Origin of the sequence: Streptomyces sp. NPDC001902 (assembly GCF_042891295.1) — a bacterium.
In the GTDB taxonomy this organism is placed as follows: domain Bacteria; phylum Actinomycetota; class Actinomycetes; order Streptomycetales; family Streptomycetaceae; genus Actinacidiphila.
In genome coordinates this window covers 49,622-64,878 of sequence record NZ_JBIATA010000012.1, presented here as the reverse complement: position 1 = coordinate 64,878, position 15,257 = coordinate 49,622, and the positions used below count along the sequence as shown (strand labels likewise).

The following is a 15,257-nucleotide window of genomic DNA, read 5'->3' as shown; positions in this document are numbered from 1 at the left end:
CGTCCGGGTGAACGAGCCACGGCCGCGCGGCCGTGGCTCAGCCGCCGCTCTCCCGTACGAGGTCCTCGATCGTCTGGGCGCGGCGCAGGGTGCGGAAGTCCGGGCCGGGCCCGCAGTAGCCGTGGACGGCGGGGCGGGGCAGCGAGTTGTACGCGAAGTGCGTCGAGAAGTAGTACGCCCCCGTGTCGGGCAGCGCCACGAGGTCGCCCTCCGCGAGCAGCGGCAGCTCGCGCGCCGTGGCGACGAGGTCGCCCGCGAAGCAGCACGGCCCGGCGATGTCCTGGACGACCGGGGCGCCGTCCTTGGGGCGTCCCTCCGGGTCGAGCGCCAGGACCCGCAGCGGCCAGGCGCCGGGCGCGAAGACGGTGCGCGTGGCGACCTGGGCGCCGGCGTGCGTCACGGCGATCGCGCGGCCCCCGGCCGTCTTGGCGTACTCCACGCGCGCCAGGATCGTGCCCTGCTTGGCCACCAGTGACCGCCCGAACTCGGTGACCAGCGCGTACCGCCCGTCGAAGAGTCCGGGCACGGCCGCGCGGAGCGCGTCGGCGTAGGCGCGGAAGCCCGGCCGGACCTCGTCGGAGGCGAAGTTGACCGGCAGGCCGCCGCCGATGTCCAGCGTGGTGACCTGCCGGCGCCCGGCCGCCGTGTTGATCTGCTCGGCGAGCTCGTACGCCGCGCGGACGCCGGCCGCCATCAGTTCCAGGGGTACGCCCTGCGAACCGGTGTGGGTGTGCAGCCGGGTGAGCCAGGGACGGTCGAGGTAGGCGCGGACCACCCACTGCGCCGCGCCCTCGTCGCGCAGGGCGACGCCGAACTTCGACGTGGCGGTGGCCGTGCTCATCGCACCGATGCTGCCCGCGCCGACCTGGGGATTGACCCGCAGGCCCAGCGGGGCGGCGGTGGTGCCGGGCGGCACGAGCCGGTCCAGGCGCGCCAGCTCCTGCGGGTTGTCGGCGTTGAGGGCGATGCCGAGGGCGAGCGCCTCCCGCAGTTCGTCCGGGGTCTTGGCGGGGGAGTCCAGCACGATCCTTCCGGCGGGTACGCCCGCGGCCCTGGCCAGGGCGAGCTCGCCGGGGCTGGCGACCTCCGCGCCGATGCCCTCCTCGGAGAGCAGCCGCAGCACCGGCACCAGGGACGCGGCCTTGACCGCGAAGGTGTGCGTGACCTCCACCCCGGGCGTGGCGAAGGCCGCCCGCAGATCGGCGGCGGCCGCCCGGACGCCGTCCAGGTCCAGCAGGCCCACCACCGGCCTGTCGGTGCCGATCAGTCCCTGCCCGACCGCCGCGCGAAGTGCCCGTTCCCGTCGTACCGCGGGTTCCTCCGTCATACCGCCATCGTGTCAGGCCGAGGCCGTCGGGGCGGGACCGTGACGGACGGGCCCCCGGCGGGTACGACCTGCCCGTGGGGGACGTGACCCCGACACGGCCCCGCGGGACGCGCCGGAGGCACGTCGCCCCGGTTGACTAGTGCTATTCAGAAGGCGAGGATGTGAATGACTCAATCCAGTCGCGAGGAGGCAGGGGCATGACCGGAACCGGCGCCGGACCGAGGACCGTACGCGCACCGCGCGGAAGCGCGCTCACCGCACAGGGCTGGCAGCAGGAAGCCGCGCTGCGCATGCTGCAGAACAACCTCGACCCGGAGGTCGCCGAGCACCCCGAGAAGCTGGTCGTGTACGGCGGCACCGGCAAGGCCGCCCGCGACTGGCGCTCCTTCGACGCCATGGTCCGCACCCTGCAGGGGCTGAAGCAGGACGAGACGATGCTCGTGCAGTCCGGCCGCCCGGTCGGCGTGATGCAGACCCACGAGTGGGCGCCGCGGGTGCTCATCGCCAACTCCAACCTCGTCGGCGACTGGGCCACCTGGGAGGAGTTCCGCCGCCTGGAGGTGCTGGGCCTGACCATGTACGGCCAGATGACGGCCGGTTCGTGGATCTACATCGGCACCCAGGGCATCCTGCAGGGCACGTACGAGACCTTCGCCGCCGTCGCGGAGAAGAAGTTCGGCGGCAGCCTGGCCGGCACCATCACCCTCACCGCCGGTCTCGGCGGCATGGGCGGCGCCCAGCCGCTCGCCGTCACCATGAACGGCGGCGTCGCCATCTGCATCGACTGCGACCCGCGCGCCATCGAGCGCCGCATCGAGCACCGTTACCTGGACGTGCGCGCCGACTCCCTGGAGCACGCGCTCGCCCTCGCCACCGAGGCCCGCGACCAGCGCAAGCCGCTGAGCATCGGCGTCCTGGGCAACGCGGCCGAGCTGGTGCCGCAGCTGCTCGCCATGGACGCGCCCATCGACGTCGTCACCGACCAGACCTCCGCCCACGACCCGCTGGCGTACCTGCCGATCGGCGTCGACTTCGAGGACATGACCTCGTACGCGGCCGAGAAGCCCGCCGAGTTCACCCAGCGCGCCCGCGAGGCGATGGCCAAGCACGTCGAGGCCATGGTCGGCTTCATGGACGCGGGCGCCGAGGTCTTCGACTACGGCAACTCCATCCGCGGCGAGGCCCAGCTCGCGGGCTACGACCGGGCGTTCGCCTTCCCCGGCTTCGTCCCGGCCTACATCCGCCCGCTGTTCTGCGAGGGCAAGGGCCCCTTCCGGTGGGCGGCGCTGTCCGGCGACCCGGCCGACATCGCCAAGACCGACAAGGCGATCCTGGAGCTCTTCCCGGAGAACGAGTCGCTGGCCCGCTGGATCAAGATGGCCGGTGAGCGGGTCCACTTCCAGGGCCTGCCCGCGCGCATCTGCTGGCTCGGCTACGGCGAGCGCGACAAGGCCGGCGAGCGCTTCAACGAGATGGTCGCCGACGGCACGCTGGCCGCCCCGGTGGTCATCGGCCGCGACCACCTCGACGCGGGTTCCGTCGCCTCCCCGTACCGCGAGACCGAGGCCATGCTCGACGGCTCCGACGCGATCGCCGACTGGCCGCTGCTCAACGCCATGGTCAACGTCGCCTCCGGCGCCTCCTGGGTCTCCATCCACCACGGCGGCGGCGTCGGCATCGGCCGCTCCATCCACGCCGGCCAGGTCACCGTCGCCGACGGCACCAAGCTGGCGGGCGAGAAGATCCGCCGCGTGCTCACCAACGACCCGGGCATGGGCGTCATCCGGCACGTCGACGCCGGGTACGACCGCGCCGACGAGGTCGCCGCCGAGCGCGGTGTGCGCGTGCCCATGCGCGAGGGCGGCGAGGGCGTCGAAGGCGGGGAGGCGTGACCTCCTCGTTCCACGAGATGTGGACGGAGTTGCGGCCCATCGGCCGCGACTCCGGCTCCGGCGGCTACCGCCGCTACGCCTGGACCGGCGCGGACGCCGACTGCCGCGCCTGGTTCAAGGCGCAGGCCGAGGACCGGGGCCTGGCGTACGAGCTCGACCGCAACGGCAACCAGTGGGCCTGGCTGGGTGATCCCACCGCCGGCGACGCCGTCGTGACCGGTTCGCACCTGGACTCGGTGCCGGACGGCGGCGCCTTCGACGGGCCGCTGGGCGTCGTGTCCTCCTTCGCGGCGCTGGACGAGCTGCGGGCCCGCGGCGCCGCGCCCGCCAAGCCGCTGGCGATCGTCAACTTCGGCGACGAGGAGGGCGCCCGCTTCGGGCTGGCCTGCGTGGGCTCCCGGCTGACCGCGGGACAGCTCACCGCCGAGAAGGCCCACGCGCTGCGCGACGGCGACGGAGTCACCCTGGCGCACGCCATGGAGCGGGCCGGGCACGACCCCGAGGCGATCGGCCCGGACCCCGCACGCCTCGCCCGCATCGGCGCGTTCGTCGAGCTCCACGTCGAGCAGGGCCGCTTCCTGGCCGACACCCCGCACGCGGTGGGCGTCGCCTCCGCCATCTGGCCGCACGGCCGCTGGCGGTTCGACTTCCACGGCGAGGCCAACCACGCGGGCACCACCCGCCTGGAGGACCGCCGCGACCCGATGCTGACGTACGCCAACACGGTGCTCGCCGCCCGCAAGAAGGCCCGGCTCGCCGGCGCGCTGGCCACCTTCGGCAAGGTCGGCGTCGAGCCCAACGGCGTCAACGCCATCGCCTCCCTCGTACGCGGCTGGCTGGACTCGCGCGCCGCCGACGAGGCCACCCTCGCCGAGGTCGTCGGCGGGATCGAGCGCGCCGCGGTCGAGCGGGGCGAGCGCGACGGGGTCCGGGTGGAGGTCACCCGGGAGTCCTTCACCCCGGTCGTGGAGTTCGCGCACGGCCTGCGCGACGAACTCGCCAAGCTGCTGGGGAACGCCCCCGTGCTGCCGACCGGGGCGGGACACGACGCCGGCATCCTCTCCGAGGCCGTCCCGACCGCCATGCTGTTCGTACGGAACCCCACCGGGGTCTCGCACTCCCCGGCCGAGACGGCCACCGAGGACGACTGCCTGGCCGGGGTGACCGCACTCGCCGACGTACTGGAGGGCCTGGCGTGTCGCTGACGCCGCAGAGCTACTGGGCCGAGTACGCGTGGACCGGCGGCCGCGTCGAACGGGGCGTGGTCGTCGACACCACCGCCGACGGCCGGATCGCCGCCCTGCGCACCGGGGCCGCCGCGCCGCCCGTCGGCGCCGTGACGCTGCGCGGGCTCACCCTGCCGGGGCTGGCCAACGCCCACAGCCATGCCTTCCACCGGGCCCTGCGCGGCACGGTGCAGCAGGGCAGCGGCACCTTCTGGACCTGGCGCGAGGTCATGTACCGGGTCGCGGCCGCGCTGACCCCCGACACCTACTTCGACCTCGCCCGCGCCGCGTACGCGGAGATGGCCCTGGCGGGCATCACCTGCGTCGGCGAGTTCCACTACGTGCACCACCGGCCCGGCGGCGCCCCCTACGACCAGCCCAACGCCATGGGCGAGGCGCTGATCGCCGCCGCGGACGAGGCGGGCATCCGCATCACCCTCCTCGACACCGTCTACCTCTCCTCCGGCTTCGGCGCCGCCCCCGAACCGCACCAGCTGCGTTTCGGCGACGGCGACGCCGAGGGCTGGGCCGAGCGCGCGTCCGCCCTCGCCGACCGGCCCCACGCGCGGATCGGCGCGGCCGTGCACTCGGTGCGCGCGGTCCCGGCCGACCAACTGGTCACCGTCGTCCGATGGGCCGAGGACCGCCAGGCGCCGCTCCACGTCCACCTGTCCGAACAGCCCGCCGAGAACGAGGCCTGCCTCGCCGCCCACGGCGTCACCCCCACCCGGCTCCTCGCCGACCACGGTGTGCTCGGCCCGCGCACCTCGGCGGTGCACGCCACCCACCTCACCGACGAGGACATCGCGCTGCTCGGCGGCTCCGGCACCACGATCTGCATGTGCCCCACCACCGAACGGGACCTCGCCGACGGGATCGGCCCGGCCAGGCGGCTGCAGGAGGCGGGCAGCCCGCTCAGCCTCGGCAGCGACAGCCACGCGGTGATCGACCTGTTCGAGGAGGCGCGGGCCATGGAGCTGGACGAGCGGCTGCGCACCCGCACCCGCGGCCACTGGACCGCCGCCGAGCTGCTGCGCGCCGCCACCACGGACGGTCACGCCGGCCTGGGCTGGGCCGACGCCGGGCGACTGGAGGCGGGGGCGCTCGCCGACTTCACCACGATCGCGCTGGACAGCGCGCGCACCGCGGGCCCCCCGGCCCGGCTCGGCGCCGAGACCGCCGTCTTCGCGGCCACCGGCGCCGACGTCCGCCACACGGTGGTCGGCGGCCGCCACGTCGTCCGCGACGGCGCGCACCAGCTCGTCCACGACGTGGGCGCGGCCCTGACCGCCGCGATCTCCGCCGTATCCGCCGCCGAAGGAAGCCCGTCATGAGCAGCAGCGTCATCACCAACATCGGCAGCCTGGTCACCAACGACCCGGCGCTCGGCGAGGGCCCGCTGGGGCTGCTGGAGGACGCGGCGCTCGTCATCGACGGCGAGCACGTGGCCTGGGTCGGCCCCTCCGCCGCGGCGCCTGCAGCGGACGAGTCGTACGACGCGGCCGGCCGGGCCGTCATCCCCGGCTTCGTCGACTCCCACTCGCACCTGGTCTTCGCCGGCGACCGCACCCGCGAGTTCAACGCCCGCATGTCGGGCCAGGCGTACACCGCGGGCGGCATCCGCACCACCGTCGCCGCCACCCGGGCCGCGAGCGACGAGGAGCTGCACGCCAACGTCGCCCGCTACGTCGCCGAGGCGCTGCGCCAGGGCACCACGACCATCGAGACCAAGTCCGGCTACGGCCTCACCCCGCACGACGAGGCCCGCGCCCTGCGCATCGCCGGCGACCACGCCGACGAGGTCACCTTCCTCGGCGCGCACATCGTCGCCCCCGAGTACGCCGACGACCCGGCCGGCTACGTCGACCTGGTCACCGGCCCCATGCTCGACGCCTGCGCCCCGTACGCCCGTTGGGTCGACGTCTTCTGCGAGCGCGGCGCCTTCGACGGCGACCAGGCCCGCGCCGTCCTCACCGCCGGTGCCGCCCGCGGTCTGGTCCCGCGGGTGCACGCCAACCAGCTCGGCCACGGCCCGGGCGTGCAGCTCGCCGTGGAGCTGGACGCGGCCTCCGCCGACCACTGCACCCACCTCACCGACGCCGACATCGACGCGCTCGCCGACAGCCGCACGGTCGCGACGCTGCTGCCCGGCGCCGAGTTCTCCACCCGCGCCGTCTACCCCGACGCGCGGCGGCTGATCGACGCGGGCGCCACCGTCGCGCTGTCCACGGACTGCAACCCCGGCTCCTCCTTCACCAGTTCCATGCCCTTCTGCGTGGCCGTCGCCGTACGGGACATGCGGATGACCCCCGACGAGGCGGTGCGGGCCGCGACCCTGGGCGGGGCGCTGGCGCTGCGCCGGGACGACGTCGGGCGGCTCGCGCCCGGCGCGCGGGCCGACGCGGTGCTGCTGGACGCCCCCTCGCACGTCCACCTCGCCTACCGGCCGGGGGTACCGCTGGTGTCCGCCGTGTGGCGGCGCGGGGTGCGCGCATCGATCTGATCCGCCCCGGTGCGGGCGACGCGGCCGCTCCGGTGGTAGACGTTCGGGAATGAGACCTCGACGTGTGCTGACCGTGGCCCTGCTGTCCCTGGTGGCCGCGGCCCCGTTCGCCACGGCGGTACCGTCCCGCCCGGACGCCGACGAGGTCCGGCCGCTCGGGCAGGTCGTGCCCGCGCCGTCCTCGGTCGAGCCGGACGGGACGGCGTTCACCCTCGGGGACGCCGCCGGGATCCACGTCCCCGGCGGCTCCGCACAGGCCGGGGCGATCGCCGGCCAACTGGCCGAGCTGCTGCGGCCGTCGACCGGGTACGCCCTGCCCGTGACGACGGACCGGGCCGGCGAAGGCATCGTGCTCGCGCTCGACACCGCCGCCCGCACCGGGGCGGAGGGCTACACCCTGCGGTCCACCGCCCGTACCGTCGTCATCCGCGCGGCCACGCCCACCGGGCTCTTCCACGGGGTGCAGACGCTGCGGCAGTTGCTGCCCGCCGACGTCGAGCGCCGGTACGTCGTCCGGCGGCCGTGGACCGTCCCGGGCGGCACGATCTCCGACGCCCCGCGCTACGGCTACCGCGGCGCGATGCTGGACGTGGCGCGCCACTTCTTCACCGTGGACGAGGTCGAGCGCTACGTCGACCAGCTCGCCCTCTACAAGATCAACCGACTGCACCTGCACCTGACCGACGACCAGGGCTGGCGCATCGCCGTCGACGGCCTGCCCCGGCTGACCGCCCACGGGGGCAGCACCGAGGTCGGCGGCGGTCCGGGCGGGTTCTACAGCAAGGCCGACTACCGCGAGATCGTGGCGTACGCGGCGAGCCGCTACATGACCGTCGTGCCCGAGATCGACATGCCGGGCCACACCAACGCCGCCCTCGCCTCCTACGCCGGGCTCAACTGCGACGGCGTCGCCCGCGAGCTCTACACGGGCACCAAGGTCGGCTTCAGCTCGCTCTGCGTGTCCAGGCCCGCCACCACCGCCTTCGTGGAGACCGTCCTGCGCGAGGTGGCCGCCCTCACCCCCGGCCCGTACCTGCACGTCGGCGGCGACGAGGCGCGGGCCACGCCCCACGCCGACTACGTCGCCCTCATGGACCGTGCGCAGGCGGTGGTCCGCGGGCTCGGCAAGACGCCCGTCGGCTGGCACCAGCTGACCGGCGCCCACCCCGTCCCGGGCGCCGTCGCCCAGTACTGGGGGACCGGCGCCAAGGACCAGGCCGACGTCGCGGCCGCCGCCCGCGCGGGCACCCGGCTGATCCTGTCGCCGGCCGACCGCGCCTACCTCGACATGAAGTACGACGAGGACACCCCGCTCGGTACCTCCTGGGCGGGCCGGATCGACGTCCGGCGCGCCTACGACTGGGACCCCGCGGACCTCGTCGCGGGCGCCCCGGCCGACGCCGTCCTCGGTGTCGAGGCCCCGCTGTGGTCCGAGACGGTCACCAGCAGCGCCGACATCGAGTACATGGCCTTCCCCCGCCTGCCCGCCGTCGCAGAACGCGGCTGGACCCCCGCGGCGCGCACCGGCTGGGCGTCCTTCCGGGAGCGCCTGGCGGCCCAGGGCCCGCGGTGGACGGCGATGGGGATGAACCACCACCGGGCTCCCGGCATCGACTGGCCGGCCGCCGCCACCGGCCCCGGCGACGTCGCCGGACTGTCCTGACGAAAGGCCGGGCCCGGTGAGAGGGAACTCTCACCGGGCCCACCGCGCCGTGCCGGGGAAGGGGAACGGTCACTCCTCCACGAGCAGCCCCCGACGCAGCCGCCCGAGGGTGCGGCTGAGCAGCCGCGAGACGTGCATCTGGGAGATGCCGAGCTCCTCGCCGATCTCGGACTGTGTCATGTTGCCCACGAAGCGCAACGAGAGGATCTGCCGGTCGCGCGCCGGGAGCTCGGCGATCAGCGGCTTGAGGGACTCCACGTACTCGATCCCCTCCAGACCGTGGTCCTCGTAGCCGATGCGGTCGGCGAGGGCCCCCTCGGAGTCGTCCTCCTCGGGCTGGGCGTCCAGCGAGCTCGCGGTGTACGCGTTGCTGGCGCTCATGCCCTCGACGACCTCGGACTCGGTGATCTGCAGCCTGTCGGCCAGCTCGGCGACGGTCGGCGCGCGGTCCAGCTGCTGTGCGAGCTCGTCACCGGCCTTGGCCAGGTCCAGCCGCAGCTCCTGGAGCCGGCGCGGGACCCGCACGGACCAGGAGGTGTCGCGGAAGAAGCGCTTGATCTCGCCGATGATCGTCGGCATCGCGAACGTGGGGAACTCGACCCCGCGGCTCAGCTCGAAGCGGTCGATGGCCTTGATCAGCCCGATCGTGCCCACCTGGACGATGTCCTCGACGGGTTCGCTGCGGGAGCGGAACCGGGAGGCGGCGAACTTCACCAGGGCGAGGTTGAGCTCGACCAGCGTGTTGCGTACGTAGCTGTACTCGGGCGTGCCCTCCTCCAGCGTCTCGAGCCGCTGGAAGAGCGTCTTGGACAGGGCCCGAGCGTCGACCGGACCCACCTCGTCGAAGGGCGGGATCTCCGGGAGGTCCTCCAGGCCCTCCGGTGTTCCGTGTTCCTCGTGGACGCTGGCCTCGGTGGTCGCCGACGCGTCGCGCGCGTCGAGCCGGGATGCCATGCTCTCCTCCTCGGTGCGGCGGCAGGGCAAGCGGAGCGTGAAATTCAGCCCACACTCAACGCCTACCCCGTTCGGCGCGGATATTGCAACCCGGCGGTCATCGATCTGCGGGCCGCCGCCGGAGCGACTACCGCCCTGATCAGGAAACGCGTAGGGTGCGAGATGCGGATCGCCGAGTCGTCCGGGAGGAGTGTGCATGGACCGCGAGATGGTCGACACGGCCGGGCGGGACCGGCTGCACGTTTCCGTGCAGCGGTACGGCACGAAGGCGGTCGTGGCACCTGCCGGTGAGCTCGACCACCACACCGCCGACCTGCTGCGCGAGCCGCTCGACGCACTGATCGAGGACGGCTTCGGCACCCTCGTGGTGGACTGCACGCATCTGGAGTTCTGCGACTCCACCGGACTCAACGTCCTGCTCGGCACCCGGCTGAAGGCCGAGGCCGCGGGCGGGGCGGTCCATCTGGCCGGGATGAAGCCGGCCGTGGCCAAGGTCTTCGCGATCACCGGGGCCGAGGCCGTGTTCACCGTCCACGACACCCTGGACGACGCCCTCAAGGAGTGACCCTCCGCAGCAGCTCCCCACGGGGGCGTTGTGGCACGCCCTGTTTCGTCCGCATCCGGAGGTGTTCACCGGAGCGGCCCGGGCAGGAGAGACCTCGGGATCACTTCGGACACTGGCGGACATCGGTGAGTGGAGGCGCTGATGAGCACCACCCGGCCCCCTACGGCCGACGACCGCGACCCGGATCCGGGCGATGCGGCACTGCCGCCGCGCGCCCAGGGCGCCCAGGACGCTGAGGCACGGCGGCTTTCCCTTGCCGACGTGGCCGGCGTGGTGCCCAGCGCCCGTGACTTCACCCGCCAGGCCCTCTACGACTGGGGCTGGCTGCCGGCCGAGACCGCGGACCGCCGCGCGGCGGCCGAGGACGTCCTGCTGGTGGTGTCCGAGCTGGTCACCAACGCCTGCCTGCACGCGGGCGGTCCCGAGGAGCTGCGGCTGTTCCGGCACTCCAAGGCGCTGCGCCTGGAGGTCGCCGACGGCGGCTCCGGCAGTCCCGCCCCGCGGACCCCGCACCGGGCCGGACGGCCTGGCGGGCACGGGATGTTCATAGTGCAGCGGCTCTGCCTGGACTGGGGGGTCGTACGCCACGCCGACGGCCGGCCGGGCAAGACGGTCTGGGCCGAGGTCGCCGCCCCGGCCTGAGCCGGATCTCTTCCCCTCTTTCCCTCACGGGCGTACTGTCGCGCCACATCTGATGGACCGTCAGTAACTTCTGGGGGAAGGGAGACATCCGGTGTCGCTCCCCAAGCGCAAGGTGGCCGCGGTGTCGACCGCCGGCGCCGTCATGGCGGCGGCGGCCGTCCTCGGCAGCGCCCCGGCCGCGTACGCGAAGGTCGTGGACGTCACATACGACTGCAAGACCCCGATCGGCGACAAGAGCGCCGTCTCGCCCATCGACATCACCGCCACCACATCGGGGTCGGGCTACAGGATCGTGATGTCGTTCCGCAAGGGCGTCTCCTCCAGTCCCGTCGACCTGGGGAAGGGCGCCATGAATCCGAGTGCCCTCATCACCCTCGGCGGGGCCGACAGCGGGTCGCTCAAGGTGTCGGGTCCCGCGAACGCCGCGACCGTGCCCGCCAACACCCCGATCAAGATCAACGACTTGTCGGGCACCTACGTCCCGCGCAGGAGCGGCAAGGTCACCTTCACCGCGGGGGTGCTCACCATCAAGGCCCTCGGTACGACGACGACCTGCACCCCGGGGAACGGCCCGGGGCCCTCGCTGACCCTCGACGTCACCGCGGCGGCCGGGTCCAAGGGCGGCTCCGCCTCCGGCGGTTCGGGCGGGTCCGGCGGCGAGTCCCTGCCGCGGACCGGGCCCGAGGACGGCGCCGTCGCCCTGGGCACCCTCGGTGGCACCGTCCTGCTCCTGGGCGCCGCCGGCGTGCTCTGGCTGACCCGCCGTCCAGGACACCGGATCTGACGATCCGTCAAATTCGGTCAGGCTTTCGCATTGACTTCTCTTGATCGCCGGACGTCAATGACCGTCGGCGGTACAGAAAGGGACTCTGTACCAGAAAAGTGATCAAGAGGTGCAAAATGATCGCGTTTCCTCGCAATGGCGCCTTATGGAGACGGAGGTCCGCCGCCGTGCTCGGGGCGTTCGCCCTCGCACTGGGCGGCGGGACCCTCCTTGCCGGGCCCGTCGCCGCGGCGGCCTCCACCTTCCAGGTGCACTGCATTCCGCCGGGCATCTCCGGCATCCCGCCGTTCGACGGGCCGACCGTCGCCGGCATCTCGGTGAGCGACGCGACCCCGCAGGTCGGCGACACGGTCACCGTCACCTACGTGCTGGACGGCCCCATGGCCAACACCAGTAGCTTCAACCTCCCCATCCCCGAGGACCAGATCACCCCGACCGTCAAGGTGCGGCTCGGCGGCGCGCAGACGCAGGAGCTCACTCTCGTCGGCCCCAAGGAGAACCCGGTCATCCCGGCCGGTGCCGACTTCCCGAACTTCACCATCACCGGCACCTTCACGGTCACCGCGCCCGGTCAGATCACCCTCACCCCGGGCGACTACAACGTCCACTCCGACTACGGCATCTCGGCCGACACCCCCTGCACCGTGCTCAACCCGCCCGCCCCCGTCGCCGAGACCATCACCGTGGCCGCGCCCAACGGCCGGCACATCGCGCTCGGTTCCTCCTCCGGCCCGATCGGGGCGCAGGTCACGGTCACGGGCACCGGCTTCACCGCGGGCGCCGCCGTGACCGTCGCGGGCGTCCAGGGCGCCACCGCCACCGGTGAGTTCACCTCCGCCACGGCCGACGGCTCCGGTGCCTTCAGCGCGACGCTGGCCGTCGGCGACCTCGACACCACCGGCATCGTCGCGTTCGAGGGCGGCGGGTACGACCCGGCGACCGCCGCCGGGCCGGTGGCCTACACCGTCATCGACACCACCCCGCCGCCGCCGGGCAGTCAGAAGCTCACCACCTCGGTGAAGGCGGGCACCCTGTCGATGGCCCAGGCCGGGGACACCGTCGAGATGGCCCCCGTCGACTTCGGCGAGGGCGGCCCCTCCACGGGCGCACTGCAGACCGTGACCGTCAAGGACTTCCGCGGCGGGAGCACGGGCTGGTCGCTCACCGGCAAGGTCACCGACTTCAAGGGGCCCGGCGGCGCGCTCATCGGCGCCGACCGGCTCAGCTGGCAGCCCGCGTGCGTCGCGGCGTCCGGCAGTCCCAGCACCTGCGCCGCGGGCTCCGCCGGCACCGTGGGCAGCGCGGGCGCGACGCTGGCCCAGGCGTCTGACGGGACCCTGACCGGTGGCGAGTTCACCGTGGACGCGGGACTGTCGCTGGACGTGCCCGCGTTCTCCGCCACGGGAAGCTACTCCGGAGTCTTGACCCTCACGCTTACCTGACGCACAGTCAGATAGCTCGGGTGGGCCGGCCGCCGCGACCGGCCCACCACCGGACCGCGAGGGAGCGCCGCCATGACCAGAGCCAGTGCCGGAGCCAGGGCGTCCGGCGCGCTCCCGACCGTCCTCCTCGTCCTCCTCGTCCTGCTCGGTCTCCTCGGCCTCGGCACGGCATCCGCTCCCGCCGCCCTCGCCGCGGACAACGGCCGCTGGTCGGTCTTCCCGGCCCCGGCCGCCGGGGCGAAGGACCGCAGCCCCACCGCCCAGGAACGGCCCTTCTTCAGCCTGGAGGCCGACCCCGGAACCACGATCGCGGACAAGGTCTCCGTCTCCAACCTCTCGGGCGGGCCGATGACCTTCCGGCTCTACGGCGCGGACGCCTACAACACCCCGCGCGACGGCGGCTTCGCCGTGCGCGGTGCCGACGAGGAGAACACCGACCTCGGCTCCTGGGTACGGCTGGCCCGGAGCAGCATCACCATCCCCGCCCGCACCCGCGCCGACATCCCCTTCACCGTCACCGTCCCCGCCGACGCCTCGCCCGGCGACCACCCCGGTGCGATCGTCGCCCTCGACACCCGCGTCGGCGCCGCCCCGGGCGACGTACGGGTGGGCGTGCGCAGGGCCGTCGGGGCCCGCGTCTACCTGCGCGTCGCAGGACCAGGCCTCGCCGCCCTGTCCGTGGAGCACGTCACCGTCGGCCACGGCGGACCGCTGTTCCCCGGCGCCGGCGACAGCCACGCCACCATCCGCTACACCCTCGTCAACCGGGGCAACGTCTCGCTCACCCCGCGGCTCGCCGTCACCGCGCGGGGCCTGTTCGGCCGCACGCTGCTGGACCGCCCGGCACGCACCCTGCCCCTGGAACTGCTGCCCGGCCAGCGCGTCGAGCTCACCGAGCCCTGGGCGGGCGCCCCGCAGTTCGACCGGGTCGGCGTGCGGCTGCGCGTCACCGCGGTACGCGCCGACGTCGACGAGACCGCCGGCGCCTCGTTCCTCGCGGTGCCCTGGGCGGCCGTGGGCCTCGCCCTGGCCCTCCTCGGGGGCCTGGTCATCCTGCTGGTGCGGGTCCGCGCGCGGCGCCGGGCGGCGCCGGCGGACCCGGCGGTGGGGGAGGAGCCGTACGAGGCCGGCGGCACCGACCTCGCGGCCCGCGCGGGCGGCGGACCCGACGACCCCGGCGCCACCGGCGCGACCGTCGGCGGCAGGACGGCGTGAGGCCCATGCGACGGCGCACCCACCGGATCCCCGCGGCAGCCCTCTGCCTCCTCGCGCTGCTCCTCCTGAGCGCCCCCGCCCCCGCCGCGGCGGCTCCCGGCCCGGCCGTGACCGTCAGCCCCGAGCAGGCCGGCGCCGGCGGCGACATCACCGTACGGGGCACCGGCTGGCGGCCGGACACCCTGCTCACGCTGCTGATCTGCGGCCAGAACGCGATCGGCGGCACCAACTCCTGTGCCAACGCGTACGGCCGGGCCGTCACCACCGACGCCCACGGCGCCTTCCGCCGCGCGATGCCGGTCGCGGAGCCGCCCGAGCCCTGCCCGTGCGTCGTCCACGTCGCCACCGTCACCGGCGAGCACACGCTGGTGGACGCGCCCTTCGTCGTCGCCGGCCACCCGACCGCCCCGCTGCCCGAGCGCACCGGCGACGGCCGGCTCGCCGTGCTCAGCGCCCGGCTCGACGGCTCGAACGGCCTGCTCACCTGGTTCGGCGCCCCGCCCGGCCGGCGCCTGGTGCTCACCGTCGGCAACCTCGGCACGGGCCCGGCCAAGGACCCCGTCTTCCGGGTCGGTACCTCCCACGGGCTCTTCGGGCCCCAGTGGGAGGAGCGCACCTGGCGCGGCACCGTCCAGCCGGGCAGGAAGGCCCGGGTCGAGCTGCCCGTCGAGCTGGCGGCCGGCGCCCACGGCGACTACACCGTGACCCTGGAGCACGGGGGCAAGGTGCTGGTCACCGAGCCCTGGGACGTCCCGCGCCCCTGGGGCGTGACCCTCTTCTGGCTCCTGCTCTGCGTCGTCGTGCCCGCCGCGCTCTTCCGGCTCTGCATGGCCGTCGTCAACCGGGTCCGCCCGGGTGCCCCGGGACCTGCGGGCCCGCCCCCCGGCCCGCCGGCCGGCCCGGCGCCCGCGCTGCCGTGGTTCAGCCACGACCACCAGCCGCAGCACCGCACCGCTGAGGCCACCTCATGGACGGACGGCACCGCCCACCGCCACGAAAGGAACCACACGTGACCCACCGACGATCCCGGGCCGCCACCGCCGT

General features: G+C 74.2%; 13 protein-coding genes. 11 read left to right on the top strand and 2 right to left on the bottom strand.

Annotated elements, in window-relative coordinates; genetic code table 11:
* Nucleotides 1-37: 37 nt before the first annotated feature.
* On the bottom strand, nucleotides 38-1,327 hold the full coding sequence (locus ACFYYN_RS20620; RefSeq protein ID WP_500546988.1) for a type III PLP-dependent enzyme domain-containing protein: 1,290 nt from the start codon (nucleotides 1,325-1,327) through the stop codon (nucleotides 38-40).
* 197 nt (nucleotides 1,328-1,524) lie between these two features.
* Between ACFYYN_RS20620 and hutU the strand changes: the two genes are divergently transcribed.
* The 5 genes from hutU to ACFYYN_RS20595 are packed head-to-tail and all read left to right on the top strand — an operon-like array spanning nucleotide 1,525 to nucleotide 8,611.
* On the top strand, nucleotides 1,525-3,219 hold the full coding sequence (gene hutU, locus ACFYYN_RS20615) for a urocanate hydratase (protein ID WP_500546987.1): 1,695 nt from the start codon (nucleotides 1,525-1,527) through the stop codon (nucleotides 3,217-3,219).
* Nucleotides 3,216-4,424, top strand: a complete 1,209-nt coding sequence (locus tag ACFYYN_RS20610) for an allantoate amidohydrolase (RefSeq protein ID WP_500546986.1) — start codon at nucleotides 3,216-3,218, stop codon at nucleotides 4,422-4,424. Before hutU ends, ACFYYN_RS20610 begins: the two co-directional genes overlap by 4 nt.
* Nucleotides 4,421-5,779 carry a formimidoylglutamate deiminase gene (locus tag ACFYYN_RS20605; RefSeq protein WP_500547101.1) on the top strand — a complete coding sequence of 453 codons (1,359 nt, stop codon included), beginning with the start codon at nucleotides 4,421-4,423 and terminating at the stop codon, nucleotides 5,777-5,779. The genes ACFYYN_RS20610 and ACFYYN_RS20605 overlap by 4 nt, the downstream gene beginning before the upstream one ends.
* Nucleotides 5,776-6,948, top strand: coding sequence for an imidazolonepropionase (gene hutI, locus ACFYYN_RS20600; protein WP_500546985.1), 1,173 nt, complete (start codon nucleotides 5,776-5,778; stop codon nucleotides 6,946-6,948). The genes ACFYYN_RS20605 and hutI overlap by 4 nt, the downstream gene beginning before the upstream one ends.
* A gap of 49 nt (nucleotides 6,949-6,997) precedes the next feature.
* Nucleotides 6,998-8,611: a beta-N-acetylhexosaminidase gene (locus ACFYYN_RS20595; protein WP_500546984.1), complete on the top strand. Its 1,614-nt coding sequence runs from the start codon at nucleotides 6,998-7,000 to the stop codon at nucleotides 8,609-8,611.
* 69 nt (nucleotides 8,612-8,680) lie between these two features.
* Here the strand turns inward: ACFYYN_RS20595 and ACFYYN_RS20590 are convergent, their stop codons facing one another.
* The gene (locus ACFYYN_RS20590; protein WP_500328641.1) at nucleotides 8,681-9,565 is read right to left on the bottom strand and encodes an RNA polymerase sigma factor SigF; all 885 of its coding nucleotides are present in this window, start codon (nucleotides 9,563-9,565) and stop codon (nucleotides 8,681-8,683) included.
* Between the two features lie 196 nt (nucleotides 9,566-9,761).
* Between ACFYYN_RS20590 and ACFYYN_RS20585 the strand changes: the two genes are divergently transcribed.
* The 6 genes from ACFYYN_RS20585 to ACFYYN_RS20560 all read left to right on the top strand — a co-directional run bounded on the left by ACFYYN_RS20585 (nucleotide 9,762) and on the right by ACFYYN_RS20560 (nucleotide 15,226).
* Entirely contained in the window at nucleotides 9,762-10,130 is a 369-nt protein-coding gene (locus ACFYYN_RS20585) for an STAS domain-containing protein (protein WP_500546983.1), read from the top strand.
* A gap of 141 nt (nucleotides 10,131-10,271) precedes the next feature.
* Complete coding sequence (locus tag ACFYYN_RS20580) at nucleotides 10,272-10,772, top strand: ATP-binding protein (protein ID WP_500546982.1); 501 nt, start codon at nucleotides 10,272-10,274, stop codon at nucleotides 10,770-10,772.
* 142 nt (nucleotides 10,773-10,914) lie between these two features.
* Entirely contained in the window at nucleotides 10,915-11,556 is a 642-nt protein-coding gene (locus ACFYYN_RS20575; RefSeq protein ID WP_500547100.1) for an LPXTG cell wall anchor domain-containing protein, read from the top strand.
* 116 nt (nucleotides 11,557-11,672) lie between these two features.
* Nucleotides 11,673-12,998 carry a beta-xylosidase gene (locus tag ACFYYN_RS20570; protein ID WP_500546981.1) on the top strand — a complete coding sequence of 442 codons (1,326 nt, stop codon included), beginning with the start codon at nucleotides 11,673-11,675 and terminating at the stop codon, nucleotides 12,996-12,998.
* A gap of 72 nt (nucleotides 12,999-13,070) precedes the next feature.
* On the top strand, nucleotides 13,071-14,213 hold the full coding sequence (locus ACFYYN_RS20565; RefSeq protein ID WP_500546980.1) for a DUF916 domain-containing protein: 1,143 nt from the start codon (nucleotides 13,071-13,073) through the stop codon (nucleotides 14,211-14,213).
* Nucleotides 14,214-14,218: 5 nt separating this feature from the next.
* Nucleotides 14,219-15,226, top strand: coding sequence for a hypothetical protein (locus tag ACFYYN_RS20560; protein ID WP_500546979.1), 1,008 nt, complete (start codon nucleotides 14,219-14,221; stop codon nucleotides 15,224-15,226).
* The last annotated feature ends 31 nt before the right edge of the window (nucleotides 15,227-15,257 follow it).

Excerpts from the sequence above, each read along its gene's own strand:
- ACFYYN_RS20585 (WP_500546983.1), top strand. The coding sequence starts at position 9,762 with ATGGACCGCGAGATGGTCGACACGGCCGGGCGGGACCGGCTGCACGTT.
- ACFYYN_RS20595 (WP_500546984.1), top strand. The coding sequence starts at position 6,998 with ATGAGACCTCGACGTGTGCTGACCGTGGCCCTGCTGTCCCTGGTGGCC.
- ACFYYN_RS20620 (WP_500546988.1), bottom strand. The coding sequence starts at position 1,327 with ATGACGGAGGAACCCGCGGTACGACGGGAACGGGCACTTCGCGCGGCG.
- ACFYYN_RS20565 (WP_500546980.1), top strand. The coding sequence starts at position 13,071 with ATGACCAGAGCCAGTGCCGGAGCCAGGGCGTCCGGCGCGCTCCCGACC.
- ACFYYN_RS20570 (WP_500546981.1), top strand. The coding sequence starts at position 11,673 with ATGATCGCGTTTCCTCGCAATGGCGCCTTATGGAGACGGAGGTCCGCC.
- hutU (WP_500546987.1), top strand. The coding sequence starts at position 1,525 with ATGACCGGAACCGGCGCCGGACCGAGGACCGTACGCGCACCGCGCGGA.
- hutI (WP_500546985.1), top strand. The coding sequence starts at position 5,776 with ATGAGCAGCAGCGTCATCACCAACATCGGCAGCCTGGTCACCAACGAC.
- ACFYYN_RS20580 (WP_500546982.1), top strand. The coding sequence starts at position 10,272 with ATGAGCACCACCCGGCCCCCTACGGCCGACGACCGCGACCCGGATCCG.
- ACFYYN_RS20575 (WP_500547100.1), top strand. The coding sequence starts at position 10,915 with ATGGCGGCGGCGGCCGTCCTCGGCAGCGCCCCGGCCGCGTACGCGAAG.
- ACFYYN_RS20590 (WP_500328641.1), bottom strand. The coding sequence starts at position 9,565 with ATGGCATCCCGGCTCGACGCGCGCGACGCGTCGGCGACCACCGAGGCC.
- ACFYYN_RS20560 (WP_500546979.1), top strand. The coding sequence starts at position 14,219 with ATGCGACGGCGCACCCACCGGATCCCCGCGGCAGCCCTCTGCCTCCTC.